Annotated in this window: 23 protein-coding genes; 20 read left to right on the top strand and 3 right to left on the bottom strand. The window is 68.4% G+C overall.

Annotation, left to right across the window (positions count from 1 at the left end; genetic code table 11):
• Window positions 1–5: 5 nt before the first annotated feature.
• Entirely contained in the window at window positions 6–1406 is a 1401-nt protein-coding gene (locus tag ACTTAG_RS10420; protein WP_444462262.1) for a phosphomannomutase, read from the bottom strand.
• A 274-nt stretch (window positions 1407–1680) separates the two neighbouring features.
• Between ACTTAG_RS10420 and ACTTAG_RS10415 the strand changes: the two genes are divergently transcribed.
• The 6 genes from ACTTAG_RS10415 to ACTTAG_RS10390 all read left to right on the top strand — a co-directional run bounded on the left by ACTTAG_RS10415 (window position 1681) and on the right by ACTTAG_RS10390 (window position 8697).
• Entirely contained in the window at window positions 1681–2757 is a 1077-nt protein-coding gene (locus ACTTAG_RS10415; protein ID WP_444462261.1) for a polysaccharide export protein, read from the top strand.
• Window positions 2758–2763: 6 nt separating this feature from the next.
• Window positions 2764–3204 carry an arsenate reductase/protein-tyrosine-phosphatase family protein gene (locus ACTTAG_RS10410; RefSeq protein WP_444462260.1) on the top strand — a complete coding sequence of 147 codons (441 nt, stop codon included), beginning with the start codon at window positions 2764–2766 and terminating at the stop codon, window positions 3202–3204.
• Window positions 3205–3285: 81 nt separating this feature from the next.
• On the top strand, window positions 3286–5487 hold the full coding sequence (locus ACTTAG_RS10405) for a polysaccharide biosynthesis tyrosine autokinase (RefSeq protein ID WP_444462259.1): 2202 nt from the start codon (window positions 3286–3288) through the stop codon (window positions 5485–5487).
• 134 nt (window positions 5488–5621) lie between these two features.
• Window positions 5622–7733: a YjbH domain-containing protein gene (locus tag ACTTAG_RS10400; protein WP_444462258.1), complete on the top strand. Its 2112-nt coding sequence runs from the start codon at window positions 5622–5624 to the stop codon at window positions 7731–7733.
• Complete coding sequence (locus ACTTAG_RS10395; RefSeq protein ID WP_444462257.1) at window positions 7730–8323, top strand: YjbF family lipoprotein; 594 nt, start codon at window positions 7730–7732, stop codon at window positions 8321–8323. Before ACTTAG_RS10400 ends, ACTTAG_RS10395 begins: the two co-directional genes overlap by 4 nt.
• A gap of 77 nt (window positions 8324–8400) precedes the next feature.
• The gene (locus ACTTAG_RS10390) at window positions 8401–8697 is read left to right on the top strand and encodes a hypothetical protein (protein WP_444462256.1); all 297 of its coding nucleotides are present in this window, start codon (window positions 8401–8403) and stop codon (window positions 8695–8697) included.
• An 86-nt stretch (window positions 8698–8783) separates the two neighbouring features.
• Here the strand turns inward: ACTTAG_RS10390 and ACTTAG_RS10385 are convergent, their stop codons facing one another.
• Window positions 8784–9257, bottom strand: coding sequence for a hypothetical protein (locus ACTTAG_RS10385; protein ID WP_444462255.1), 474 nt, complete (start codon window positions 9255–9257; stop codon window positions 8784–8786).
• Window positions 9258–9652: 395 nt separating this feature from the next.
• On the opposite strand from ACTTAG_RS10385, the gene ACTTAG_RS10380 reads away from it, so the two are divergent.
• The 14 genes from ACTTAG_RS10380 to ACTTAG_RS10315 all read left to right on the top strand — a co-directional run bounded on the left by ACTTAG_RS10380 (window position 9653) and on the right by ACTTAG_RS10315 (window position 23747).
• Entirely contained in the window at window positions 9653–9850 is a 198-nt protein-coding gene (locus tag ACTTAG_RS10380; protein ID WP_444462254.1) for a hypothetical protein, read from the top strand.
• Between the two features lie 88 nt (window positions 9851–9938).
• On the top strand, window positions 9939–11063 hold the full coding sequence (locus ACTTAG_RS10375; protein ID WP_444462253.1) for a glycosyltransferase family 4 protein: 1125 nt from the start codon (window positions 9939–9941) through the stop codon (window positions 11061–11063).
• 97 nt (window positions 11064–11160) lie between these two features.
• Complete coding sequence (locus ACTTAG_RS10370) at window positions 11161–12177, top strand: NAD-dependent epimerase/dehydratase family protein (RefSeq protein ID WP_444462252.1); 1017 nt, start codon at window positions 11161–11163, stop codon at window positions 12175–12177.
• Window positions 12119–12958 (top strand): SGNH hydrolase domain-containing protein, encoded by an 840-nt coding sequence (locus ACTTAG_RS10365; protein ID WP_444465232.1) that lies wholly within the window; start codon window positions 12119–12121, stop codon window positions 12956–12958. Before ACTTAG_RS10370 ends, ACTTAG_RS10365 begins: the two co-directional genes overlap by 59 nt.
• Window positions 12943–14241: a Vi polysaccharide biosynthesis UDP-N-acetylglucosamine C-6 dehydrogenase TviB gene (gene tviB, locus ACTTAG_RS10360; protein ID WP_444462251.1), complete on the top strand. Its 1299-nt coding sequence runs from the start codon at window positions 12943–12945 to the stop codon at window positions 14239–14241. Before ACTTAG_RS10365 ends, tviB begins: the two co-directional genes overlap by 16 nt.
• Window positions 14241–15572: a lipopolysaccharide biosynthesis protein gene (locus tag ACTTAG_RS10355; RefSeq protein WP_444462250.1), complete on the top strand. Its 1332-nt coding sequence runs from the start codon at window positions 14241–14243 to the stop codon at window positions 15570–15572. The genes tviB and ACTTAG_RS10355 overlap by 1 nt, the downstream gene beginning before the upstream one ends.
• Entirely contained in the window at window positions 15569–16462 is an 894-nt protein-coding gene (locus ACTTAG_RS10350) for a sulfotransferase domain-containing protein (RefSeq protein ID WP_444462249.1), read from the top strand. The genes ACTTAG_RS10355 and ACTTAG_RS10350 overlap by 4 nt, the downstream gene beginning before the upstream one ends.
• 117 nt (window positions 16463–16579) lie before the next feature.
• Window positions 16580–17023, top strand: coding sequence for an acyltransferase (locus ACTTAG_RS10345; RefSeq protein ID WP_444462248.1), 444 nt, complete (start codon window positions 16580–16582; stop codon window positions 17021–17023).
• A complete protein-coding gene (locus ACTTAG_RS10340) occupies window positions 17020–18162 on the top strand; it encodes a glycosyltransferase (protein ID WP_444462247.1) in 1143 nt (380 codons plus the stop codon). The genes ACTTAG_RS10345 and ACTTAG_RS10340 overlap by 4 nt, the downstream gene beginning before the upstream one ends.
• A 4-nt stretch (window positions 18163–18166) precedes the next feature.
• Entirely contained in the window at window positions 18167–19402 is a 1236-nt protein-coding gene (locus ACTTAG_RS10335; RefSeq protein ID WP_444462246.1) for a glycosyltransferase, read from the top strand.
• Window positions 19399–20505, top strand: a complete 1107-nt coding sequence (locus tag ACTTAG_RS10330; protein WP_444462245.1) for a glycosyltransferase — start codon at window positions 19399–19401, stop codon at window positions 20503–20505. The genes ACTTAG_RS10335 and ACTTAG_RS10330 overlap by 4 nt, the downstream gene beginning before the upstream one ends.
• A gap of 238 nt (window positions 20506–20743) precedes the next feature.
• Complete coding sequence (locus ACTTAG_RS10325; RefSeq protein ID WP_444462244.1) at window positions 20744–21721, top strand: carboxylate--amine ligase; 978 nt, start codon at window positions 20744–20746, stop codon at window positions 21719–21721.
• The gene (locus ACTTAG_RS10320; protein WP_444462243.1) at window positions 21718–22701 is read left to right on the top strand and encodes a hypothetical protein; all 984 of its coding nucleotides are present in this window, start codon (window positions 21718–21720) and stop codon (window positions 22699–22701) included. Before ACTTAG_RS10325 ends, ACTTAG_RS10320 begins: the two co-directional genes overlap by 4 nt.
• Window positions 22702–22703: 2 nt before the next feature.
• Window positions 22704–23747, top strand: a complete 1044-nt coding sequence (locus ACTTAG_RS10315; RefSeq protein WP_444462242.1) for an EpsG family protein — start codon at window positions 22704–22706, stop codon at window positions 23745–23747.
• Window positions 23748–23762: 15 nt separating this feature from the next.
• Here ACTTAG_RS10315 and ACTTAG_RS10310 read toward each other — a convergent pair whose 3' ends face one another.
• Window positions 23763–24860 (bottom strand): MraY family glycosyltransferase, encoded by a 1098-nt coding sequence (locus tag ACTTAG_RS10310; protein ID WP_444462241.1) that lies wholly within the window; start codon window positions 24858–24860, stop codon window positions 23763–23765.
• Window positions 24861–25020 lie beyond the last annotated feature (160 nt).

Here is a 25020-nt window from a genome sequence, read left to right as displayed (position 1 = left end):
AATTTTCAACCTTGGGTTGATTTCACGGCCACGGCCGCCATCACCGCCCTGAGCAGATTTTCGGCATCCGTGGCGGTGTCCGCCTCGGTATAGATCCGAAACTCGGGCGCGTTGCCGGAGGGGCGCAGATGCACCACCCGGCCGCCCGAGAGCCCCATCCGCAGACCGTCGGTGCGATCAAGCGATTCCTCCCGGCCAAAGGGCGCCAGAAAGGCCGCCCTTGCCGCGGCATCGCCCGACAGATGCGCCAGAAAGGCCGCGCTCGCCTCGGTCGGCGTGTCGGTCAGCCGGTCGGCGGCGGTGACCCGGGCGGGTAGTGCCGCCACCAGATCGGCCAAGCCCAGGCCTGCGCGTTTTGCCACCACAAGCGGCGCCAGCATCGGCAAGACCGCATCGCGGGTCATCAGCGCGGGCAGGGGGCCTGCCGGTCCCGTAGCGGCAAAGCCGAGCAGGAACCCGCCATTCGCCTCGAACCCCACCACCTGCGCGGCGGGGTCTTGCGCCAGGGCCGCCTCCATCGCCGCGATGACAAAGGGCGAGCCGATCTTCGTGCGGGTGACGGTGGTAAACTCCGGCATCAACTCGACCATCGAATTCGACGAGACCGGGGTGCAGATCACCTTCGCGCCCAAGAGCCGCGCGGTGAGCACCCCCAGCACGTCGCCCGCGATCACCCTGCCCGTCGCATCGGCCAGCATCGGCCGGTCGGCGTCGCCATCTGTGGACAGCACCGCATCCAGCCGATGCGCGGCGCACCAATCGGCCAGTTGCGCCCGGGTCTCGGGATCGACCGCCTCGGTATCGACGGGAATGAACGTATCCGACCGCGCCAGCCGGATCACCGTGGCCCCCAGCGCCGCAAGGATGTCGTGCAGAACATCCCGCGCGACCGAGGAATGTTCGTAAAGCCCCAGCCGCAGCCCCGCCAGCGCCCCGGCGCCAAAGCCCGTCACCGCCCGCGAGAGATAAGCCCGGGCCGCGTCCGGGAAATGCTGCAGCGGGCCGGGGGCAGGGGCCGGAACCGCCGTTCCCAAGGCCGCCAGAATCGCCGCCTCGTCGGATTTCGCGATCTCGCCCGTGGGCAGGTAGAACTTCAGCCCGTTGCGATCGGCGGGAATGTGGCTGCCCGTCACCATCACCGCCGCCGCCCCCGCCGCCATCGCCACCTGCGCCAGCGCGGGCGTCGGCAGCGCGCCGCAATCGGTCACGGCCAGACCCGCCGCCCGCGCCGTGGCGATCACATCCGCGGCGATCCGCGGCGAGGAGGGGCGCAGATCCTGCCCGACGAAAAGCCCGGTTCCGGTCGGACAGGCAGCGACAAAGGCCGCGACATGCGCGCCGATCAGCTCCGGGGTCAGCTCGACCACCAGACCGCGCAGGCCGCTTGTGCCGAATTTCGGGGCCATCGCATGCTCCTTGATCCTGTTCGCGCCGTATCTAAGCCAGCCCGTGCGCATGTGTCGAGCCTTCGCATGACCACAATTGCGCGGACTTTCAGGACCTTCTTCGGGGCGATCCCGCCTGCGGCCTGCCGCCCCGTCGGCGCGAAAGGGGGGCCGCGCCGATTTCCCCGCCGCGACAGCGCGCGCCATCGGGGCGCCGCGGGCCGTGACGGTTGGATTCGCGCGTCGCATCGGCTATGCAGGTCTGGCTCTGCCCGGTTGCGTAACAGGTGATGTCATGCGAATCGTGTCGCTTGCGCTGGTCTCTGCGCTCCTGCTCGGGGCTTGCGATGTCACGAAGACCGACTTTCCGGTCCGCACCGAAGCCGTCCGGGCCGAGGTCGAGGAAATGTCGACGAATGTCGTCATCGTCAAGCTGACCGCGGACAATATCGACGCCTTCAACACGCCGCGCGATCTGTCGGGCAATCGTGGCTCGCTCGCCTCGGGCGGGTGGGATTATCGCGTCGGCGTCGGGGACGTGCTGGACATCACGGTCTGGGATCATCCGGAGCTGACCCAGGCGGCGGGGGCGGGGCGCTCGGTCGAGCAGGCCGGGCAGCGCGTGCAGGCCGATGGCACCTTCTTCTATCCCTATGTCGGGCAGGTGCAGGCGCGCGGCCGCACCCCCGAAACCATCCGCGACGATCTGAAAAAGCGCCTTGCCGCCTTCATCCCCGATCCGCAGGTCGAGGTCCGGGTGGCCAGCTACAAGAGCCAGTCGGTCTCGGTCACCGGCGAGGTGAACGACCCCAGCCGCCAGCCGTTGACCGATGTGCCGTTGACGCTGCTCGATGCGATCGACGCGGCGGGCGGGCTGACCTCATCCGCCGATCCGCGCCGCGTGATCATCCGCCGCGGCGGGCGCAGCCATACCGTCGACATGAAGGCCTTTCTGGAACAGGGCGTGGGCGCGAACAACCCGGTGCTGCAAAGCGGCGACGTCGTCAGCGTCGGCCGTCAGCAGGCCGAGGAAGCCTTCATGCTGGGCCAGATCGTCAAGCCCTCGACCATCGACCTGACCAAGGAAAACATCACCCTGACGCAGGCGCTGACCCGGGTCGGCGGGCTGAGCGAGGACAAGGCCGATGCCCGCGGCATCTTCGTCTTCCGCGACACGCCGATGGGGATCACCGTCTATCAGCTCGACGCCTCGAACCCGACCGCCTATCTGATCGGCACCCGCTTCGTGGTGCTGCCGCAAGACGTGATCTATGTCACCTCGGCGCCGGTCTATCGCTGGAACCGGCTGATCTCCAGCCTGTTGCCGACGATGACGGTGGTGCGCACCACCGGCGATCTTGGCGCGGGCTGAGACCGCATGTTCGGCGCGGTCCTTGTGGTCTGTGTCGGCAATATCTGCCGCTCGCCGCTGGGGGAGCGGGTGCTGGCGCGGGGGCTGCCGGGGCTTGCGGTCCGTTCGGCGGGGCTGGCCGCCCTGGTCGGGCGGGGCGCCGATGCCGAAACCGCCCGCGCCGCCGCCGAATGCGGCATTGATCTGGGTGGCCATGTGGCGCGGCAGCTGACCGAGGCGATCGGCGCCGCCCATGACCTGATCCTGGTGATGGAACCCGCGCACCGGGCCGAGATGTTTCGCCGCTTTCCGGCGCTCTCGGGGCGGGTGATGCTGTTCGATCACTGGATCGGCGGCACGGGCGTCGCCGATCCCTACCACGGCCCGGCCTCGGCGCATCGGGCGGCGCGCGACCGGATCCTGGCCGCGTCCGAGCCTTGGATTTCACGGCTTTCTGGGGTAAAATGACGCGCCATGTGCTGCCGCGCGGGGCCCGTGCGGGGCCGGTTTGTTGATGAATGATGCTTTTGCCAGCGACAGGGACACAAGATGACGAGCAGCGCGCCCCGCCTTCTTCCTGTCGGCGAAAACGACATCCAGTTGATGGAATTTCTTCGGCATCTCTGGGCGGGCAGGCTCTGGATCGTGACCATCACCGCGCTGTCGCTGATAACGGGGCTGTTCTTCCTGCTGCGGGCCGAGCCGGTCTATCGCGCCGCGGGGCTTTTGCAGATCGAGGCGCGCTCTGGCACGCTTGGCCTGCCCGAGCGGATGCAGAGCCTGATCGACGCCGATCCGGGCGCCAAGGCCTCGGGCACGGCGGAAATGGCGATCATGTCCTCGCGCAGCGTGATGGCCGCGGTGGTCGAGGAGCTGAACCTGCAGGTTTCGGCGCGGCCGCGGCCCTGGCCGGTGCTGGGGCTTTTGCCCGAGCGGATCGGCCTGCCCGATCTGTGGTTTGGCGCCTTTGCCGCCTATCGGCGCGGCACTGAATCCATTCAGGTCAGCGCATTCGACGTGCCCGAGGCGTGGATCGACCGCGACATGGTGCTGACGATCACCGCCCCGGGGCAGTTCCGGCTGGATCTGCCCGACGGGCACAGCCTGGCGGGGCCGGTCCGGCAGCGGCTGGCGCGCGCCGATCCGGCGGTGACGATCATGCTTGATGCGCTCGAAGGTCCGCCGGGGCGGCAATTCCTGATCGCGCGGCGCTCTCTGGCGGCCGAGGTGCAGCGGCTGCAGGCGCATTTCACCGTGGCGGAAACCCCCAAGGGCTCCTCGATCCTGCGGGTCAGCTATGACGATCCCTCGCCGCGCCGGGCCGAGCGGATTCTGGATGCGATCGCCCGGGCCTATGTGCGCCAGAACATCTCGCGCTCCGCCGCCGAGGCGCGCAACAGCCTGCAGTTCGTCGACCAGCAGCTGCCGCTGGCGGCGGCATCGGTGAAACAGGCGCAAGATGCGCTCAATGCCTATCGGCAGGCGCAGCAATCGGTCGATGTCGATTACGAGACCAAGACCCTGCTCGACCGCGCCACCCGGATCGAGACCGAGCTGAACGCGCTGGCGCTGAAGGAGGAGGAGCTGCAGGACCGCTACACGGTCAATCACCCGGCCTATCAGGCGCTCTTGCAAAACCGCGCCATGCTGGAGGCGCAGCTTTCCGATCTGCGAAGATCGACCGCCAACCTGCCGGAAACGCAAAAGGAAATCTTCAACCTGACGCGCAATCTGGAAGTGGCGCAACAGGTCTATGTGCAGCTTTTGAACCGGCAGCAGGAATTGCGGGTGGTGCAGGCCTCGACCGTGGGCTCGGTGCGGGTGATCGACACCGCCTATTCGAACGGGGTGATGATCGCGCCGCGCCCCGGCCGCATCCTTGGCGGGGCGCTGCTGGCGGGGCTGGTGCTGGGGGCGGGGGCGGTGCTGGGGCAGCGGCTGCGCAACCGCGGGCTGCGCGGCGCGCAGGAGATCGAAAAGCTGGGCCTGCCGGTCTTTGCCACGATCAACCATTCCCCCGACGCCGTGCATCACCGCCGCCGCAAGGGCTGGCTGCCGCTGATGGCGCTGAGCCATCCCGAGGATCTGGTGGTCGAGGCGCTGCGCAGCCTGCGCACCTCGTTGCATTTCGGCATGCTCGATGCCGAGACGCACACGATCCTGATCACCTCGGCCGCGCCGGGGGCGGGCAAGAGCTTCATCTCGGCCAATTTCGCCGTCGTCGCCGCGCAGGCCGGGCAGCGCGTCTGCCTGATCGACGCCGATCTGCGCCGGGGCTATCTGCGGCGCTATTTCGGCATCGAGAAGGGCGCGCCGGGTCTGTCGGACTATCTGGCGCAGGAACACCCGCTGGAGACGGTGCTGCAGGACGGTCCGGTGCCGGGGCTGAAGGTCATCGCCTCGGGGCGGTTTCCGCCCAACCCGTCGGAATTGCTGATGCGGGCGGAGTTCGGCGCGCTGCTGCAGCGGCTGGGGGCGGCCTTCGATCTGGTGATCGTCGACAGCCCGCCCGCGCTTGCGGTGACCGATCCGGTGGTGATCGGCCGCTGCACCGGGGCGCGGATCATCGTTGCCCGGCATCTGGAGACGATGGCAAGCGAGGTCGAGGCGGTCAAACGCGCCTTCGAAACCGCGGGCAGCAAGATCACCGGGGCGATCCTCAATGGCTACAAGGTCGCCGAGGGCCGCAAATACGGCGGCGCCAGTCAGGCCTATGATGTCCGCTACGACTACCGCACCGACCGCGACTGACCCGGGCTGCGGCGTTTTTCCCTTTCCGCGTGTGGCGCACTCTGCTTTTGGTTGACGGATCGGCCGCGGCCCCGCACATTTCCCGAAGGCCCCGGACCCGCCGCGGCATCGCCCCGCAACAGCGCAAGGACAGGATGAGGCAGCATAGTCAACTCTGGGGATGGCCGGGCCTCTCCGCCCTTGCGGCGATCTGCCTTGGCGCGGCGGCTTCGGCGCAGGACTATGGGCGCGGCTGGGGCATGAACAGTTTCGGCGTGCCGGGGCTGATCGACATGCCCGCCGCGCTTGGCCGCGAGGATGCCGAATTCGCCTTTTCGATCAGCCATTTCCGGAACCAGACCCGGAATGCGCTGACGTTCCAGATCTCCGACCGGCTCTCGGCTTCGTTCCGCTATGCGCTGCTTTACGAGGTGCGCCCGCAGCCCGGGGACAGCGTCGTGCCGCATCGCTACGACCGCAGCTTTTCGCTGCACTACCGCTTTCTGGACGAGGGGGACCATCGCCCGGCGCTGGCTTTGGGCATCAACGACATCGTCGGCACCGGCATTTATGGCGGCGAATATGTCGTTGCTTCCAAGACCTTTTCGCCGCAGTGGCGGGGCACGTTCGGCATCGGCTGGGGGCGGCTTGGCTCTTTCGGCAGTTTTTCAAATCCGCTGGGCGGCGACTTCCGGACCCGGGCACGGCACAGCAACGGTCTGGGCGGCGGCTTCGAGCCGAAAACCTGGTTTCATGGCGATGCCGCCTTTTTCGGCGGCCTCGAATGGCGCCCGACCGAGCGGCTGCGGCTGGTGGCGGAATATTCCTCGGATGACTATGCGCGCGAGGATGGTGCGGCCTTCACCCGCAGATCGCCGCTGAACTTCGGGGTGGATTATCGCAGCAGCGACCGCATGACGCTGTCGGCGCGCTATCTTTACGGCTCCGAGATCGGGCTGCAATTCAGCTATGCGCTGAACCCGAAACGGCCGCGTCACGGCTCCGGTCTGGACAAGGCGCCGCCGCCGGTGGTGCCGCGGGCCGCGCTGGCGGGGCAGGCGCCCGACCTTGTGGACGCCGATCTTCCCGCCGCGCTGCGCCGCGCGCTCGCGGCCGAGGGGCTGAGCCTGTCCGGTCTCGAACGCGACGGCGCGACGCTGCGGGTGCAGATCGACAATGCCCGCTACGCGATCGCCGCGCAGGCTTTGGGCCGCACCGCCCGGCTGCTGACCGGCCTTGCCCCGGAAGCGGTCGCGCGGTTCGATATCCGGCTGGCGGCGAACGGCATGCCGGTGACCTCGGTCGTGCTGCGCCGCGCCGATCTGGAAGAGCTGGAATTCCACCCCGTCGCCCCCGATCTGATGCGGGCGCGCAGCCGCATCACCGATGCGCCCGTGCCGCTTGCCCCGGATCCGGCGCGCTATCCCGCCTTCAGCTGGGGGCTCGACCCCTATCTGACGCCCAGCTTCTTTGATCCGGATTCGCCGCTGCGGGCCGATGCCGGGGCGGCGCTGTCGCTGCGCGTCGAGCCGATGGCGGGGCTGGTGATCGCGGGCAAGCTGCACCGCAAGCTCGTCGGCAATCTCGACAAGACGATCCGCCCCTCGACCTCGGTTCTGCCGCATGTGCGCTCGGATGGCTATCTTTACGCCAAGGGCGGCGACACTTCGGTGCCCGAACTGACCGCCGCCTGGTACTTCCGCCCGGGGCAGGATCTGTTCGGCCGGGTGACGGCGGGCTATCTTGAGACGATGTATGGCGGGGTTTCGACCGAGCTGCTCTGGAAGCCGCAAAACAGCCGTCTGGCGCTGGGGGCCGAGCTGAACTACGTCCAGCAGCGCGCCTTCGACGAGATCTTCGGCTTTGCCGATTATGCGACCGGCACCGGCCATGTCTCGGCCTATTATCAGTTCGACCGCGGCTATTACGGCCAGCTTGATGTCGGCCGTTATCTGGCGGGGGATATCGGCGCGACGCTGACGCTGGCGCGGGAATTCGACAACGGCTGGAAGATCGGCGCCTTTGCGACGCTGACCGATGTCTCGGCGCGCGACTTCGGCGAGGGCTCCTTTGACAAGGGCATCACCCTGACGATCCCGATCGACTGGATCACCGGCAAGCCCGACCGCCGCGCCATCTCGACCACGATCCGCCCGGTGCAGCGCGATGGCGGCGCCCGTCTGAACGTGCCGGGGCGGCTTTACGAAACCGTGCGCGGCCAGCAGGCCTCGACGCTTGACGCCTCCTGGGGACGGTTCTGGCGATGACGACGAAAGCGATGGCAGCCCTGGCGCTTGTTGCGGCCCTGACCGGTTGCACCCTGTCCGACCCCGCGCAACAGGCGCAACGGGCCGAGGCCGCGCGGCCCTTCCTGACCGCGCCGCTGCTGCGTGCCGATCTGCCCGCGCGCGGGGCGACGGCGGTCTTGCGGCCGCTTGGCCAGAACGGCGCGGTCACCACCTGGACCACGGTCGACAACATCACCCTGTCGTTCCGCCAGGGCATTCTGGTGGCCAGCCGGGGGCTTGGGCAGGATCTGATGGCGGCCGATCCCGAGGCGACGCGGGCGGCGCTGGCGGGCGAGGCGCCCGGGATCTACCGCCGCAAGATGCGCTATCTGACCGGCGACAACCATTCGACCTGGCTGACGGCGGGCTGCACGATGCGGCAGGCCGAGGGCACGGCGGGGCTACGCCGGTTCGAGGAAACCTGTCAGGCCCGCGACGAGAGTTTCACCAACATCTATCTGCTGGACGGGGCAGGGCGGGTGGCGCAGTCGCGGCAATGGCTGTCGCCCGGGCTCGGTTCTGTCGAGATCGGCCCGTTCCGCCTGCCTGCGGGCGTGGCCCCGCCCTGAGCGGCACCGCCGACTAGGATCGTCTGGGCAGAATCACCCGGGCATGCTATGAAAATTACAATCATAGGGAGAGTGCCATGATGAAGATCTGCAGCGCCATGCTTCTGTGTGCCCTTCCAGCAAGCCTTTCGGCGCAGGAAGTTTCTGGCGCGGTGCGTTCCGCCACGAAATCTCCGGTTGTGCCCGCGGGCGCGGCGGTATCGGTCGAGGGGGCGGCGGCCGGTGCCGCGGCCGCGGCCGGTGTCACCACCGGGGCGACGGGGTTTTTCCCGCTGCTCGGCGGTCTTGGCGCGCTGGGCGGCGTGGCGGCGGCCGGTGTGGCCGCGGTGGCGCTGGCGGGCGGCGGCGGCGGCGCGACCACCGACACGCAATAGGGCCGCCCGTTCCGGTCCCGATCCCTGTCAGGTCCCGCCGCCCCGGATTGCGGCCCGGAGCGGCGGGATCATCGGTTTGACCGGGCTCAGCAGGTCGGATAGCCCAGCCGGATCAGTTGTTCCCCGGTGACCTGATAATAGCCCGAGGTGTTGTAGCGCGCCTTTTTCATGAACCACGACCGCAGCGGCGGGTTGTAGTTCGAGGCCATCACCTCGGACCAGTAATCGAAATCCCGCGGCGGCAGCGGCACGCCGTTCAGGCTTGGGCCGTGAAAGCCGAAAATCGCCGTCGGCGCGACGCAGACATTGGGCAGGCTCAGATACATCGTGCAGGCCGACAGGCAGGTGCCGCGCAGCTCCACCCGATCCCCCGCCGCGCGCAGCCGCGAGATCTGGTCGCTGCGTTGCGTCAGATAGCCGCCGCGATCCGAGGTGACGACCATCGTCTTCGACGCCGCCAGAAACAGATAATCCGCCCGCGCCGCCGTGCCGACCGTGGCCGCCAGCGCCAGCGCCGCCATCGCCCGCGCCGCCGCCCGCTTTCCCGCCAGACTGTTCACCAGACCGCCCGCAAGGCCCCCCTTGCGCGCGGCAATACTCCATCTTTCCCGTAACCGGGACACATGTTTATGCATACGAACCACCCCTTCGGTCCCACTTCAAGCCGGGGAAGGGCCCTCACCGCCCTGTTTCCCCGACACCCGGATGCATGGAAACAACAAGGGTCTTAAGGAGTCGTTTGCAGCGCAGGCCGGAAGCAGCGCTCAATCGTCATAAAATTTCCTAAATTCCGGGCCTTCCGGATCTTGGCCCCCAACGTGCGGCCCCCAAAGCGCAGCCCTTGCGCCCGGACCGCCCGTTCTTGCGGCGGCGTTAACTTGACCTTAGAAACTTCGGGTTGTAGTGCACGAACACCCATGCTGCGCGGCACGAGTTGCGGGAGGTTTCTGACAGCATGCTTGCCTTGCTTCTTTTCCCGGTCTGCGCCCTGCTTTGGGTGATGCTGAACGCCTGGTTCGATCTGGTCGAGGATCAGCCCCCCGGCTGCGACGTGGCGGTGCCGCCGCGGGCAGACCGGCCTGACCGCGTGCCCGCCGATGCCGCCGCCCCGGCGCCTGTTGGGGCTCTGGCGCCCGGCTCGGCGCAGCTCTGAGCAGCGGCGCCGATCTGCGTCTTTGCGGCCGGGCGGGTTCGTGCTAGCACGGTCCTGTCCCCGGATCGAGACGCCCGGAGCCCTGCCGATGCATGTGCTGATGACGGTCAACACCGCCTGGAACATCTGGAATTTCCGGCGTCCCGTGGTCGCGGCCCTGCTGCGCGACGGCCATGCGGTCACCATCCTTGCCCCGCCCGACGACAGCGTTGGCAAGCTTTGCGCGCTTGGCTGCCGGGTGCTGCCGCTGCGGATGGATGTCAAGGGGATCAATCCGCTCCGCGATCTGGCGCTGATGCTGCGGCTGCGGCGGATTTTCGCCCGCGAACGGCCCGACGTGATCCTGAGTTATACGATCAAGAACAACATCTTCGGCGCGCTGGCGGCGCGGTCTCTGGGGGTGCCGTTTCTGCCCAATGTCAGCGGGCTCGGCACGGCCTTCCTGTCGGGCGGCCTGCTGCGGCATCTGGTCGAGGGGCTGTATCGGCAGGCCTTTGCCGCCGTGCCGGTGGTGTTCTTCCAGAATGCCGAGGATGCGGCGCTGTTTCAGGCGCGCGGGCTGGTGCGGGCGGCGCAGGTGCGGCTTCTGCCGGGCTCGGGGATCGACCTGCGCCATTTCGCCCCCGCGCCCTATCCCGCGACGGCGGCGCCGGTCTTTCTGCTGATCGCCCGGCTTTTGCGCGACAAGGGCGTGGTCGAATTCGTCGAGGCGGCGCGGCGGGTGCAGGCCCGCCATCCGCAGGCACGCTTCCAGCTGCTGGGCCCGGTGGCGGCCGAAAACCGCAGCGCGATCGGGGCCGCAACCTTGCAGGGCTGGATCGACGCGGGCTGGGTCGCGTATCTGGGCACCACCGAGGATGTCCGCCCCTTCATCGCCGCCGCCGCTTGCGTCGTCCTGCCCTCCTACCGCGAGGGGGCGCCGCGGACGCTGATCGAGGCGGCGGCGATGGCGCGGCCGCTGATCGCCACCGATGTTCCGGGCTGCCGGGCGGTGGTCGAACCCGGGGTCTCGGGGCTGCTGTGCCGGGCGCGCGATGCAGGCAGCCTGGCCGAGACGATGCTGCGCTTTCTGGACCTGCCAGCGGCGCAACGGGCCGCGATGGGGCAAAGCGCCCGCGCCCATATGGAACGCGCCTATGACGAGGAACGCGTGGTCGCGGCCTATCGCGCGGCCCTGGCCGAGATCGGCCTGCCCCCCGGCCGTGCCGCATGATCGCGGCTTGACGAACCGGTCTTGAAGCGGGCATCACGGTCATACCCCCCTTCGACGGCCTTGCCGCAAGGCGGTTCTTTTTGACCGGAGAAACGACGTGAACCAAAGGCGCATCCTGATCACCGGAACCGCCGGGTTCATCGGCTTTCATCTGGCGAAACTGCTGCTGGCCGAGGGCTTTCGCGTGCAGGGCTATGACGGGATGACCGATTATTACGATGTCGCCCTGAAGCGCCGCCGCCATGCGATCTTGCTGCAAGACCCGAATTTCAGCGCGGTGGAGGGGATGCTGGAGGATCAGGCCCGCTTCGATGCGCTGGCCGACGATTTCCGCCCCGATGTGATCGTGCATCTGGCCGCCCAGGCGGGGGTGCGCTACAGCCTTGAAAATCCGCGCGCCTATCTCGACAGCAATGTGATCGGCACCTTCACCGTGATGGAGGCGGCGCGGCGGCTGCAGGTCGGCCATCTGCTGATGGCCTCGACCTCCTCGGTTTACGGCGCCAATACCGAGATGCCGTTTTCCGAGACGGACAAGGCCGATGCCCAGCTGACGATCTATGCGGCGACGAAAAAGGCCAATGAAAGCATGGCCCATGCCTATGCGCATCTGTGGAACCTGCCGACCACGATGTTTCGGTTCTTCACCGTTTACGGTCCCTGGGGGCGGCCGGATCTGGCGCTTTACAAATTCGTCGATGCGATCCTCGAGGATCGTCCGATCGACATCTACAACCACGGCGAGATGTATCGCGACTTCACCTATGTCGATGACCTCGTGCGCGGCATCCGTCTGTTGATCGACGCCGTGCCGGTGCGTCCCGAAGGCGGCGTGGTGCCCGAGGGCGACAGCCTGTCGCCGGTGGCGCCGTTCCGCATCGTCAATATCGGCAATTCCGACAAGGTGCGGCTGCTGGATTTCGTCGATGCGATCGAGGCCGCCTTGGGCAAGACCGCGATCCGCAATTACATGCCGATGCAGAAGGGCGACGTGCCCGCGACCTGGGCCGATGCGACGCTGTTGCAAAGCCTGACCGGCTACCGCCCGCAGACCGATTTCCGCGACGGCATCGCGCGGTTCGTGCAATGGTATCGCGACTATTCCGGAAAGTGAGCCGCAAGGGAGGGAAGCAGTTGCTTCGCGCCCTGGTTCGCCCCGTTGCGAATGCCCTGCGCCGCATCGCTGTCCCGCTGCCCGAGCGGCTGTTCCGGCATCTGCATTTTGTCGGCCCGATCTGGTGATCCTCGGCGACAGTTTCGGCCAGGACCTGTTCAACATGATTGTCGAAAACGGCGGATTTTCGGGGTATGCTGTCACGACGCTCCCTGTTCCGGCCCGGTGCCAGTTGCATTACGGACTTGAAAGGGACGAACTGGACAGTTTCATCGCCCCCGAGGATCGTCGCCTGTGTGCGCGCGGTTTTCTCGACACGGAGGCCGTGGCAATGATTCGACAGGCCGAGGTCGTTTTCTTTGCGTCGAAGTGGCAAATGTGGTCTGCCGCCCGTTTTGCCGCATCGCTTCGCGCCATGGCATTGCCGGAGCGGACCCGCGTCTTCGTGCTGGGGCCGAAATCCTTCGCGCCGAACCGGCGGGCCTTGCTGCGCCTTCCCGCGGACCAGATCCGACAGGCGCGTTTCCCGGTTTCCCCGGAGATCCGGGCTATAAATGACACGCTTCGAACGTCTCTTGCCGCCGGGCAATTCGTCGATCTTCTGGAAAATATCTGCCCGCAGGGCTGCCCCTTATTCGATACCGAGGGGCGTCTTCTTTCTTATGACGGGGCGCATTTGACCCGTGCCGGGGCCTGCATGACCGGCGCGCAGATGCTGGAGCTGCCCATTCTTGACGGTTTTGCGCGCGACGAAAGGGGCTGTGCATGGCCGGGCATCTGACAACAGGGCAGGCCGCCCCCCCTGCGCAGCTTGCCGTCATCGGACTGGGCTATGTCGGTCTGCCGCTGGCCGTCGAATTCGGCAAGCACCGCCCGGTGATCGGCTTCGACATCGACGCCGGTCGCATTGCGGAGCTGGCGGCGGGGCGCGATCGCACGCGCGAGGTGAGCGAGGCCGAGCTGGCCGCGGCGCGGCATCTGCGCTTCAGCGCCGCGCCTGCGGCGTTGCGCGCGGCGCAGATCTTCATCGTCACCGTGCCGACCCCGATCGACGCGCACAAGCGCCCCGATCTGGGGCCGCTGCTGCGGGCCTCGGAAACCGTGGGACGGGTGCTGAAGCCGGGCGACATCGTGATCTATGAAAGCACCGTCTATCCCGGCGCCACCGAAGAGGATTGCGTGCCGGTGCTGGAACGGGTCTCGGGGCTGCGCTTCAACGTCGATTTCTTTTGCGGCTACAGCCCCGAGCGGATCAACCCCGGCGACAAGGCGCATCGGCTGAGCACGATCTGCAAGGTCACCGCCGGGTCGACCCCCGAAACCGCCGAGACGGTGGATGCGCTTTATGCCAGCATCATCACCGCCGGGACCTGGAAGGCCGAAAGCATCCGCATCGCCGAGGCCGCCAAGGTGATCGAGAACACCCAGCGCGATCTGAATATCGCGCTGGTCAACGAATTGGCGATCATCTTCAACCGGATGGGGCTCGACACCGGGGCGGTGCTGAAGGCGGCCGGGACGAAATGGAATTTTCTGCCGTTTCGTCCGGGGCTTGTGGGCGGACATTGCATCGGCGTCGATCCCTATTACCTGACCCACAAGGCCGAGGCGATGGGCTACCACCCCGATGTGATCCTGGCCGGGCGGCGGATCAACGACGGCATGGGGGCCTATGTCGCGGGCCAGCTGATCAAGGCGATGCTGAAGAAACGCATCGAGGTGAGCGGCGCGCGGGTGCTGGTTCTGGGGCTGACCTTCAAGGAAAACTGCCCCGATCTGCGCAACACCCGCGTTGTCGATCTGGTTGCCGAATTGCGCGACTACGGTGTCCTGGTCGATGTCCACGACCCGCTTGCCGATCCGGCCGAGGCGCGGCAGGCCTATGGGCTTGAGCTGCTCGCCGCGCCGCCGCCGGGCCGTTATGACGGCATCGTGCTGGCGGTGGCGCATGAGGCCTTTCGGGCCCGCGGCGCGGCGGCGCTGCGCCATCTTGGCAAGGGCACGCATGTGCTATACGACCTTAAGTTGATATTTCCAGCGGAAGACACCGACTTGAGGTTGTGATGCCGGCGCAAGCCCCCACGTCACGTCGCGCCATCCTGATCGCCGGGGGGGGCCTTCTGGTCATCCGCGGGGCGGCCATCGGCCTGACCGTTCTGGCCTCGGTGGTGCTGGCGAGAGCCATGGGGGTCGAGGGCTACGGCAGCTATGCGCTGGCGCTCAGCCTGTTGTCGCTGATCGGGATTCCGGTGCAGATGGGAATTCCGACGCTGGTGCTGCGCGAAACCTCGGGCAGCGCGGCGGTCGGGGACTGGGGGCGGATGCGCGCGGTCTGGGCCTGGGCGACGCGGCGGATCGTGCTGATGGCGCCACTGGCGCTGGTGGCGGGGCTGGGGGGGATCGCGCTTTTCGCGCCGGGCAATGCCGTTGCGGTGGCGCTGATCGGCGCGCCGCTGGTGCCGCTGATCGCGCTGGGTCTGGCGCGCGATGCGGCGCTGCGCGGGTTGCACCGGATCATGCTGGGGCAGGTGTCGGAAACGATCCTGCGCCCGGCGGCGACGCTGGTGCTGATCGCGCTGGCCTGGGGGATCGGCGGGCAGAGGGTGGGGCCGGGGCTGGCGATGGCGCTTTCGGTGCTGGCGGCGGCGATTGCCTTTGGCTTCGGGATCTGGCTTCTGGCGCGCCACCGGCCCCGCCAGCTGCGCGAGGCGGCGCCTGCGCCGGTCGATCCGGCCTGGGCGCGGGCGATCTGGCCGCTGGCCGGGCTGGTCGCGGTGCAGGGGCTGGGGCAGCATCTGGGGGTGGTCATTCTTGGCAGCTTTGCCGCCGCCACCGATGTCGCCCATTTCAAGATCGCGCAATCGGCCAATGGTCTGGCCGTCGTCGGTCTGGGGCTGGTCAGCCTGATGATCGCCCCGCGCATCGCGCATATGCAGGCGCGCGGCGAAAGGGCGGCGCTGCAGCGGCTGGTGGCGATCGGGGCGGCGCTGTCGCTTGCGGCGCTTTTGCCCGCGGTGGCGGTGCTGGTGGTCTGGGGCCAGCCGCTGCTGAGCTTTCTGTATGGTCCCGATTACCTGGCCTCCTGGCCGCTGTTGATGGTGCTTTTGGTCGGGCAATGCGTGAACGCCTTTTTCGGAACCACGATCAGCCTGCTCAACATGACCGGCAACGAGCGCTTCACCCTGCAGGGCATCGCGGTCGGCACGGCGACCAATCTGGTCGTCGCGCTGGCGCTGGTGCCCGGGGGCGGGGCGGCGGGCGGGGCGATGGGGGCGGCGATTGCCGCCAGCACCGCGATGGTGGTGTGGAACCTGATGCTCTGGCGCAGCGCCTTGCGGCGCACCGGCATCGACACCACGATCTTCGGCGTCCTGCGCAAACCGGTGACGCCATGACCGCCCCGAATTTCTTCATCATCGGCGCGCCGAAATGCGGCACCACCGCCTGGGTGCATTATCTGCAAAGCCACCCCGCCATCGGCTTTTCGCGACAAAAAGAGCCGCATTATTTCTGCACCGATTTCAAGGCTTTCCGCTGGCTGCGCCAGGAGACGGACTATCTGGCCCAGTTTCGCCACTGCACCGGCAAGGCCGCCGTGGGCGAGGCCTCGGTGCAATATCTTTATTCGCAGGAGGCGCCCGGCAATATCGCCCGCTTTGCGCCACAGGCGCGGCTGTTGCTGTTCGTGCGCGAGCCTTTGGATTTCCTGCTGTCCTACCACAACCAGCTGCTGCTGAACCTTGATGAAAACATTGCCGATTTCGCCACCGCCTGGGCCGCCTCGGGGCGGCGGGAGGGGGCCGGTCTGCCGCCGCATTGCCGCGAGCCGCGGTTTCTGGATTATCCCGCCGTGGCGCGGTTCGGCGCGCATCTGCAGCGCTGGCTGCAGGTCTTTCCGCCCGCACAGGTGATGGTGCTGGGCTTCGAGGATTGGGTCGGTGCGCCGCGCGCCAGCTATCTGCGCGTCCTGGCCTTTCTGGGCCTGCCCGACGATGGCCGCAGCGATTTCGCCCGCCTGCATGCGGGGCGGCGGCCGCGCTCGCGGATGCTGGCGCGGCTGGTGCGGCGCCCACCGCCCCCGGTGCTCTGGGCGGCGCGGGCGGTGCGGCGCGGTCTCGGGCTGGAACGGCTGGGACTGGCGCGCAAGCTGGGGCGGCTGAACGAAACACCCGGCTATCAGCGCCGCCCCGATGGGCTGGATCAAGGCCTTGCGGCCGAGATCCGCGCCGCCTTGGCCGAGGATCAGGCGCTCTTGCGCCGCCTGCGGGAGGACTGCGCATGCTGAGCCGAAGCCTCGCCCTGTGGCATCGCTGGCGGGCCCGTCTGCGGGCGGCGCTGTGGCGCGCGCAGCTGGGCCGGGCGGCGCTGGGGGCCGGGGTCGGGGTGGCGGCGGGGGGCGCGGGTGCGGCTGCGCGGCGGCGGGCGGCTGGTGATCGGGGCGGGAACGCAGATCGACCGCGATGCGCAGCTTCAGGTTCTGGCGGGGCGGCTGGAAATCGGGCCGGGCGGCCATGTCGGTCCGGGCGCGATCCTTGTGGCGCGGCACTCGATCGTGATCGGGCGCGATGTGCTGATCGCCGAATATGTCACCTTGCGCGATCAGGACCATCGGTTCGGCTTCGACCCGCCAACGGCCCGCAACGGCTTCGTGACCGCGCCGATCCGCCTGGGCGACAATGTCTGGCTGGGGGCGAAGGTGACGGTGCTGAAGGGGGTGACGATCGGCAACAATGTCATCGTCGGCGCGAATTCGGTGGTCAGCCGCGATTTGCCCGACAATGTGGTGGCGGTGGGGGCCCCGGCCCGGGTCATTCGCCGCCTTGTCGCGCCGGAGCCGCGGCGATGAAGGTCTTGCAGGTGATCGACACTCTGGGGCGTGGCGGGGCCGAGCAGGCGCTGGTGACGCTTTTGCCCGAGTTGCGCCGGCAGGGGGTCGAGGGCGCGGTGCTGGTGCGCGGCGGGCCGATGGATCTGGCCGTGCCGCTGCGCGCGGCGGGGATTGCGGTGATCCGGCTGGCGCCGCGCCATCGCTGGAACCTGATCGGCATGGCCCGCGAGATCGCCGCCCTGGCCCGGCGCGAGGGGGCGGATCTGCTGCATGCGCATCTGTATTTTCCGGCGGTGGCGACGGCGCTGCTGCGGGTCTTGCGGCTGGCGCCTCTGCGCAGTTGCGTCACCTTCCACAATCTCGCCTATGCCGGGGCGAACCGGCCCGGTCCGGGGCTTCGGGCGCGCCGCAAGCTGGCGCAGGTGCTTTATCCGCGTGGCATCGACCGCTGTCTGGCGGTCTCGGCGGCGGTGGCCGGGCATGCCCGGCAGGCGCTTGGTCTGGCCCGCGTCGATGTGCTGCCCAATCCGGTCGATGTCACGGCGCTGCGCCGCCTTATGCCCGCCGATCCGCCGGTTCCGGCCCGCGGCAGCGCGGTGCGGATCGTCCTGCCCGGGCGGATCGTGGCGGAAAAGGGCCATGAAGACCTGATCGCGGCGCTGGCGCGGCTGCGCGCCCGCGGCCTTTGCCCCGGGCTGACGATCGCGGGCGATGGCCCCTTGCGCGGGCGCGTCGCGGCGCAGGTGCGGGCGCTTGGCCTTGGCGATCGGGTCCGGTTCACCGGCGCGCTGGAACATGCGGCGCTGCTGCGGATCGTCGCCGCGGCCGATATCGTCGCCGTGCCCTCGCGCCACGAGGGCTTCGGGCTGACCGCGCTCGAGGCGATGGCGCTGGGGCGCGCGGTGGTGGCCAGCGCCGCGGGCGGCCTGCCCGAGACGCTGGGCCCGGCCGGGATCGTGGTTCCGGTGGCCGATCCCGACGCGCTTGCCGCGGCGCTTGCCCTTCTGGCGGACGATCCCGATCTGCGGGCGCGTCTGGGCGCGCTGGGCACCGCCCGCGCCGCCGCCGCCTTCGATCTGCCCGCCGTCGCCGCCCGGCTCAAGCAAGTCTATGCCGAGATCCTTGGCCCGCCCGCCAGCCCCCCCGGACCGCGGTGATCGCATGGCCCGCGTCCTTTATCTCAGCTACACCGGCCTGATGGACCCTCTGGGGCAAAGCCAGGTTCTGCAATATGTCCTGGCTCTGGCCGCGACGCATCGGATGACGGTGCTCAGCTTCGAAAAGCCCGCCAATCTGGCCGATACCGCCCGCCACGCGGCGTTGCAGGCGCGCTGCCGGGCCGCCGGGATCGACTGGCACTGGCGGGTCTGGCACGGCCGCCCGGGCCTGCCCGCCGTGCTACCCGCCGCGCTGCCCGTCGCGCTGTTCGACCTGCTTTCGGGCATGCGCGCCGCCATCCGCCTGGCCCGCGCGGGCGGGGTGCAGATCGTGCATGGCCGCAGCTATGTCGGCGCCTTGATCGGGCTGGCGGTGAAGCGGCGCACCGGGGCGCGGCTGATCTTCGACATGCGCGGCTTTTGGGCCGACGAGCGGGTGGATGGCGGCCTGTGGTCGCGCAACGCCCTGTCTTACCGGCTGTCCAAGCGCCTCGAACGGGTGCTGTTCTGCAATGCCGATCATCTCGTTTCGCTGACGCGGGCGGGGCTGCGCGAAGTCGCGGCTTTCGACTATCTGCAGGGGCGGCTGCCGCCGGTCTCGGTGATCCCGACCTGCACCAATCTGGATCTGTTCCGCCCGATGCCCGCCGCGCGCACGGGGTTCACGCTGGGCTATGTCGGCTCCTCGGGCAGCTGGTACATGTTCGACGATGTGGCGCGGGCGGTGCACCGGCTTTTCGATCTGCGCCCGGATGCGCGGTTTTTGGTGCTCAACAAGGGGGCGCATGCGCAGATCCGCCAGGATCTGCAGGCGGCGGGCGTCGACATGGCCCGGGTCGAGCTGCGCGAGGTCGCCTTTGACGATGTGGCCGGGCAGATCGCGCGGATGGATGCGGGGATCTTCTTCATCAAGCCCGCCTGGTCCAAGCGCGCCTCCTGTCCGACCCGGATGGGCGAGTTTCTGGGCTGCGGCAAGCCCTGTCTGGCCAATGCGGGCGTGGGCGATGTCGAGAGTGATTTCGCCGAGACCGGCACCGGGATCACGCTGCCGGTGGACGGGCAGGGGCGTCTGGTCACCGCGGGGCTGGATGCCGCGCTGGCGGATCTGATCGCGCTGGCCGGGCGGCACGATACCGCGGCGCGCTGCCGTGCCGCCGCCGAGGCGCGGTTTTCCCTGGCCCGGGGCGTGGCGGAATATTCCCGCATCTACGACCGTCTGGCCGCGGCGGGGCCCGCATGACCGGCCGCCCGCTTTCGGTGCTGTTCCTGACGCGCTACCCGGTCGAGGGGGCGTCAAGCCGCTATCGCGTCTTCCAGTATCTGCCGCATCTGCGCGCGCTGGGGGTCGAATGCACCGTGCAAAGCTTCATGGACGGCGCGCTTTACCGGCTCAGCCAGAAGCCGGGGCGGATCGGCGCGAAGCTGGTTGCGACGGGGTTTGCGCTGCTGCGCAGGCTTTGGGCGCTGCGGCACTGGCGGCGCTATGACAGCCTTTACCTGCAGCGCGAACTTTTCCCCTTTGGCCCGCCGCTGATCGAGCGCTGGCTGAAACGGCGCGGCGCGGTGCTGATCTTCGATTACGACGATGCGCTCTTCATCGCCAAGCCCAGCCGCTACACGCCGCTGGCGACGCTGCTGCGCGCCCCCGGCAAGACGCGCGAGATGTTCCGGCTGGCCGATTGCACGGTGGCGGGCAACGACTGGCTGCGCGATGTCGCCCGCGCCGAGGGCGGCCGCGCCGAGACCGTCGAAGTGGCCGAGGACATCACGCGCATCCCCGCCCGTGCGCCCCGCGACGCGGCGGGGCCGGTGACGATCGGCTGGCTCGGCTCGCCCTCGACGGTGAAATATCTGCATCTGATCGCCGCGCCGCTGGCCCGCATCGCCGCCCGCCATCCCGATCTGCGCTGGGAGATCATGGGCGGGGGCGCCTTTGCCATGCCCGGGGTGCCCTGGCAGCTGCAGGACTGGTCGCTTGCGGCCGAAGGCGCGGCCCTTGCGCGCTATGATATCGGGCTGATGCCCTTGCCGCTGGAAGACTGGTCGAAGGGCAAATCGGGCGGCAAGGCGCGAAGCTACATGGCGGCGGGGGTGGTGCCGGTGGTGGCGGCTCTGGGCTACAATCTGGAGCTGATCCGCCCCGGCGAGACCGGCTTTCTGTGCGCGACCGCGGCAGAATGGGAAGACACGATCGAACGGCTGCTGGTCGATCCGGCCTTGCGGGCCCGGGTGGGGCGGGCGGCCCGGGCCGAGGTCGCGGCCCGCTTTGCCCCCGCCCGGCAGGCGCAGCGGCTGTGCGGGCTGTTTCATGACATCCGCGACAGACGCAAGGAGGTCCGATGAGCGCCCCTGCCGATCCGGCCCCCCGCGGTGGTGATGGGGCTTTCGCCCACCGGGCTGCATGTCGTGCGCACGCTTGGCCGCGCCGGGGTGCCGGTCATCGGGCTGGGCGAGCCCGCGCAGCCGGGGCGGCTGTCGCGCCATCTGACGCGCTGCATCACCCTGGCCGATCCCGCCGGGCGGCTGGCCGCGCTCGAGGCGCTGGCCCCCGAAACCCCCGAGGGGGCAGCCGGGCCGGCCGGTGCTGATCCCGACCTCGGATCAGGATGTCGATTTCGTCATCACCCATGCCGAACGGCTGGCGCGGCGGTTTGCCTTTCAGCGCTCCTATCGCGACGGGCTGGCGGCGGCGATGCTGTCAAAGGACAGCTTCTATGCGCTTTGCGCGGCGCATGGCATCGCCTATCCGCGGCTGTGGAGTTGCACGCGCGATGCCTTGCCCGGGCTTGTCCCAGATCTGCGCTTTCCGGTGCTGATCAAGCCCGCGCGCATCCATGCGATCAAGCACCGGATGGGCGGCCGCAAGGGCTGGGCGCTGGCCGATGCCGGGGCGCTGCAGCGCATCCTGCCCCGGATCCCCGACGGGGCGGGCACGCTCTTGGTGCAGGAAATCGTGCCGGGGCCGGAAAGCGCGATCACGCTCTGGTGCGCCCATGTCGATGCCGCGGGCGTGCCGCGCCAGAGCTTTACCGCGCGCAAGCTGCGGCAGTTTCCGCCCGGTTTCGGCTCGGCTTCGCTGGTGCAAGGCGCGCCTGAACCCGAAACCGCGGCGATCACCGCGCGGTTTTTGCAGGCGCTGGGCTATCACGGCATCGCGGCCGCGGAATTCAAGCGCCATCCCGAGACCGGCGCGCTGGCGCTGATCGAGATCAACGTCCGTCCCTCGCTGTGGTTTGCCCTCACTTCGGCCAGCGGGCGCGATGTCGTGCTGGCGGCCTGGCGCGAGCTGGCGGGGCTGCCCGCGGCGCCCGAAATCCCGCAGCGCGACGGGCTGCGCTGGCGCCATGCGCTCAAGGATCTTGCCTCGGCGCTGTTTTACCGGCTGCACCCGGGCTTTCTGCTGCCGCCGCCCGACATCGGCTGTCTGGGCCCGGCGCGGGAACGGGTCTGGGCAGTCTTTGCTCCGGACGATCCCTTGCCCGCGCTGGGCGAGCTTGGCAGCTTTTTCACCAAGGCGCTGAAACGGCTGGCGAAATTTTCCGACAAGGGGGCAGGATGAGCGGCCATCTGATCCTGTCGCTCGATTTCGAGCTGATGTGGGGGGTGCGCGATCACCGCAGCCTGCGCGACTATGGCGATGCGGTGCTGGGGGGGCGCCGGGCGCTGCCCGCTCTGCTAGAGCGTTTCGCCCGCGCCCGCATCCGCGCCACCTGGGCGACGGTCGGGCTGCTTTTCGCCCGCGACCGCGACGAGATGCTGGACCATGTGCCCCGCCTGCGTCCGGCCTATGCCGATCCGCGGCTCTCGCCCTATCGCGACATCCTGACCGGGATCGGCCGCAACGAGACCGAGGACCCCTGGCATTTCGGCCGCTCGCTGCTCGACCGTGTGGCGCAGACCGAGGGGCAGGAAATCGGCACCCATACCTTTTCGCATTACCTCTGTCTGGAACCGGGGCCGGATCTGGCGGCTTTCGCGGCCGATCTGGGCGCGGCGCGGGCGATTGCGGCAGCGGCCGGGCATCGGCTGCGCAGCATCGTCTTTCCGCGCAACCAGATCAGCCCGGCGCATGTGCAGGAAGCCGCGGCGCAGGGGATCGCGATTTTCCGCGGCACGCCCGCAAGCTATCTGCATCGGCCGCGGGGGGCGGGCGGAACCACCGCGCTGCTGCGCGGACTAAGGTTTGCCGATGCGGTGGTGCCCCTTGCCGGGCGGGTCGATTTCGCCGCGCCGGTGCCGCGGCATGGCGGCATCGACGTGCCCGCAAGCCGCTTCCTGCGGCCGTGGAACCTGCGGCTGCCGCTTTATTCGCGGCTGCATCTGGCGCGGGTGATGCGCGAGATGACGGCGGCCGCGCGGGCGGGGCGGTGCTATCATCTGTGGTGGCATCCCCACAACATGGGCCGCGATACCGAGGCCAATCTGGCGCAGCTTGACGCGCTGCTGGCGCATTTCGCGCAGCTGCGCGACCGCTACGGCTTTGCAAGCGCCCATATGGCCGACCTGGGCGCCCCTCTGGCCCCGGCGACCGGGGGCTGAGGATGTATGTGGCGGTCTATGCCTTTCTGGTGGCGCTGGGGCTTTTCGTCTCGCGCCGCGACACCGGCCTTTGGCTCGTGGCCGCTGTGCTGGGGCTTGTGGTTTTCATCGGCACGCGCGACCATGTCGGCTGCGATTTCGGCCCCTATCTGCTGCGCTTCGAAAGCATCGACCCGAGCGTGCCCGTGCTGACCGCGCTGTCCGAGGCCGAGCCGGGGTTTCAGCTTCTGCTGCGCCTTGTCGTGGCGGTGGGGCTGGATTTCCTCTGGCTCAACCTGATTGCCGCGGCGCTGACGATGGGGATGTATTTCCTGTTCCTGCGCGCGCAATATAACCCGCTGATGATCCTCGCGCTGCTGTTTCCGGTCGTGCTGATGCAACTGAGCATGTCGGGCATCCGGCAGGGGCTGGCCACGGCGGCGCTGGCGGCGGCGACGGTGCCGTTTCTCAAGGGGCAGCGCCTTGCGACCGGCCTGTGGATCCTGTTTGGCGCCCAGTTTCACGCCTCGGTCGCGGCCTTCCTGCCGATCGCCTTTCTGGCCGGACGGCAGATTTCCACGCTGCGGCTGGGCCTGGGGGTGATGCTGGCGGGGCCGGTCGCGGCCTATCTGATCGCCGACCGGATCGAGGTCTATCAGGATCGCTATGTCGAACAGATCTATGGCGAGATGACCTCGGGCGGGGCGGGGTTCCGCTATCTTCTGGTGCTGCTTCCGACGGTGCTGTTCCTGTTTCATCACCGGCAGGTGCAGGCGGCCTTTCCGCAGCATTTCGAGTTGATGAAGCTCTTTGCGATCATCGCGCTGGCGCTGGCGCCGCTGCTGGTGCTGTCGTCGCTGGCGCTGCACCGGCTGACCTATTACGTCATGCCGATCAGCATCCTCACCTTCGTGTCGCTGTCGCATCTGATTTTTCCCCCGGCGTGGCAGATCTGGGGGCGGCTCTTGCCGGTGCTGATCCATGCGGTCTACACGATTGCCTGGCAGCTGCTGTCGGCCCATGCGCAGGCCTGTTTCCTGCCCTATCGCAGCTATCTGCTGCCGTAACCCCGGCCTGCGGCTTCAGATCTCCGGGACCGTTGCGGGACGCGGGCCAAGGCCGAAAGGGCCCAGCAGCGCCACCTTGCGGTAAAGGATCAGATAGACGGTGCTCACCAGTATGATCGAAAGCAGCGTCAGGATCGGGCTTGTGGCGCACAGCAGCATCAGCGCGGTCGAGCCAAGCGGCAGCGTCATCACCACCATCCCCGACATCGCATTGCGCATCTTCGGCACGCCCAGCCGCGCCGCCAGCCGCCGCGCCCGCGAGCGGTAGATCAGGCTGTGCAGATGCAGCCGGTCGGGCTGGCCCGGGCTTGTGCCCGCGCGCACCAGACGGCGGTGGATCGAGACGAGGGTTTCGGTCACCGGATAGGACAGCGCCAAAAGGCCGACCAGCGGGGTGATTTCCGGGTTGCGGGCGGGCAGGGCGACGGCCAGCGCCGCCAGCATGAAGCCGGTGGCATAGGCCCCGGCATCGCCCAGAAAGATCCGCCCCATCGGAAAATTGGTCAGGAAGAACCCGCCCAGCGCCCCGGCAAGGATCAGGCTGATGCCCAGAATCTGCCTGTCTCCGACCTCTGCGGCCAGGATCGCAAAGCCCGACAGGATGATGATCGACGTGCCCGAGGCGAGCCCGTTCACCCCGTCGATCAGGTTGATCGCATTGGCGATGCCGCCGATGGCGACGGCGGTGAACAGCACCGCGAAGGGTGTGACGGCGAAGATCCGGTCAAGCCCGACGATATCGACGCGGGCGATATGCTGACCGGTGAGCAGACAGAAGATCAACCCGGCGCAGATCGTGGCCAGAAACCGCAATCTGACGCCGGTGCGCTTGGTGATGTCTTCGAGCAGGCCGCAGGCGAAGGCGGGCAGGGCAGAAAGCGCCATCCCCCACCACAGGCTGCGGCTCTCCTCGGGCAGAAGCAGCCCGCCCGCGCAGGCCCCGGCCAGCAGCGCCACCCCGCCGACCCTTGGGGTCGGGAATTTGTGAAGTTTTTGCACGCCGTCATGGCTGTCATGGGTCAGATGCCCATGAAACCGCTGGGTCAGGATGATCGCCACGGCCACCGACAGGCTGGCGAACAGCGAAACGCCAAGGACTGCAGACAGGATCATCGCCTCCACCCGTTGCTTCGACTGAAAAGATGTATGCGGATGGCGCCATAAAGGGTGGATATATCCTATAGGTTGAATGAATTACAACCTAGAGGATTCATGCCTGTTTTTGCCGCGACTGTCGGATTTCGCGCAAAAGGCCCGGACGTTGCGCCATTGG

It is taken from the genome of Rhodobacter capsulatus, from assembly GCF_052363185.1.
GTDB lineage: Bacteria > Pseudomonadota > Alphaproteobacteria > Rhodobacterales > Rhodobacteraceae > Rhodobacter > Rhodobacter capsulatus_E.
This window is presented reverse-complemented; position numbering and strand designations above follow the sequence as displayed.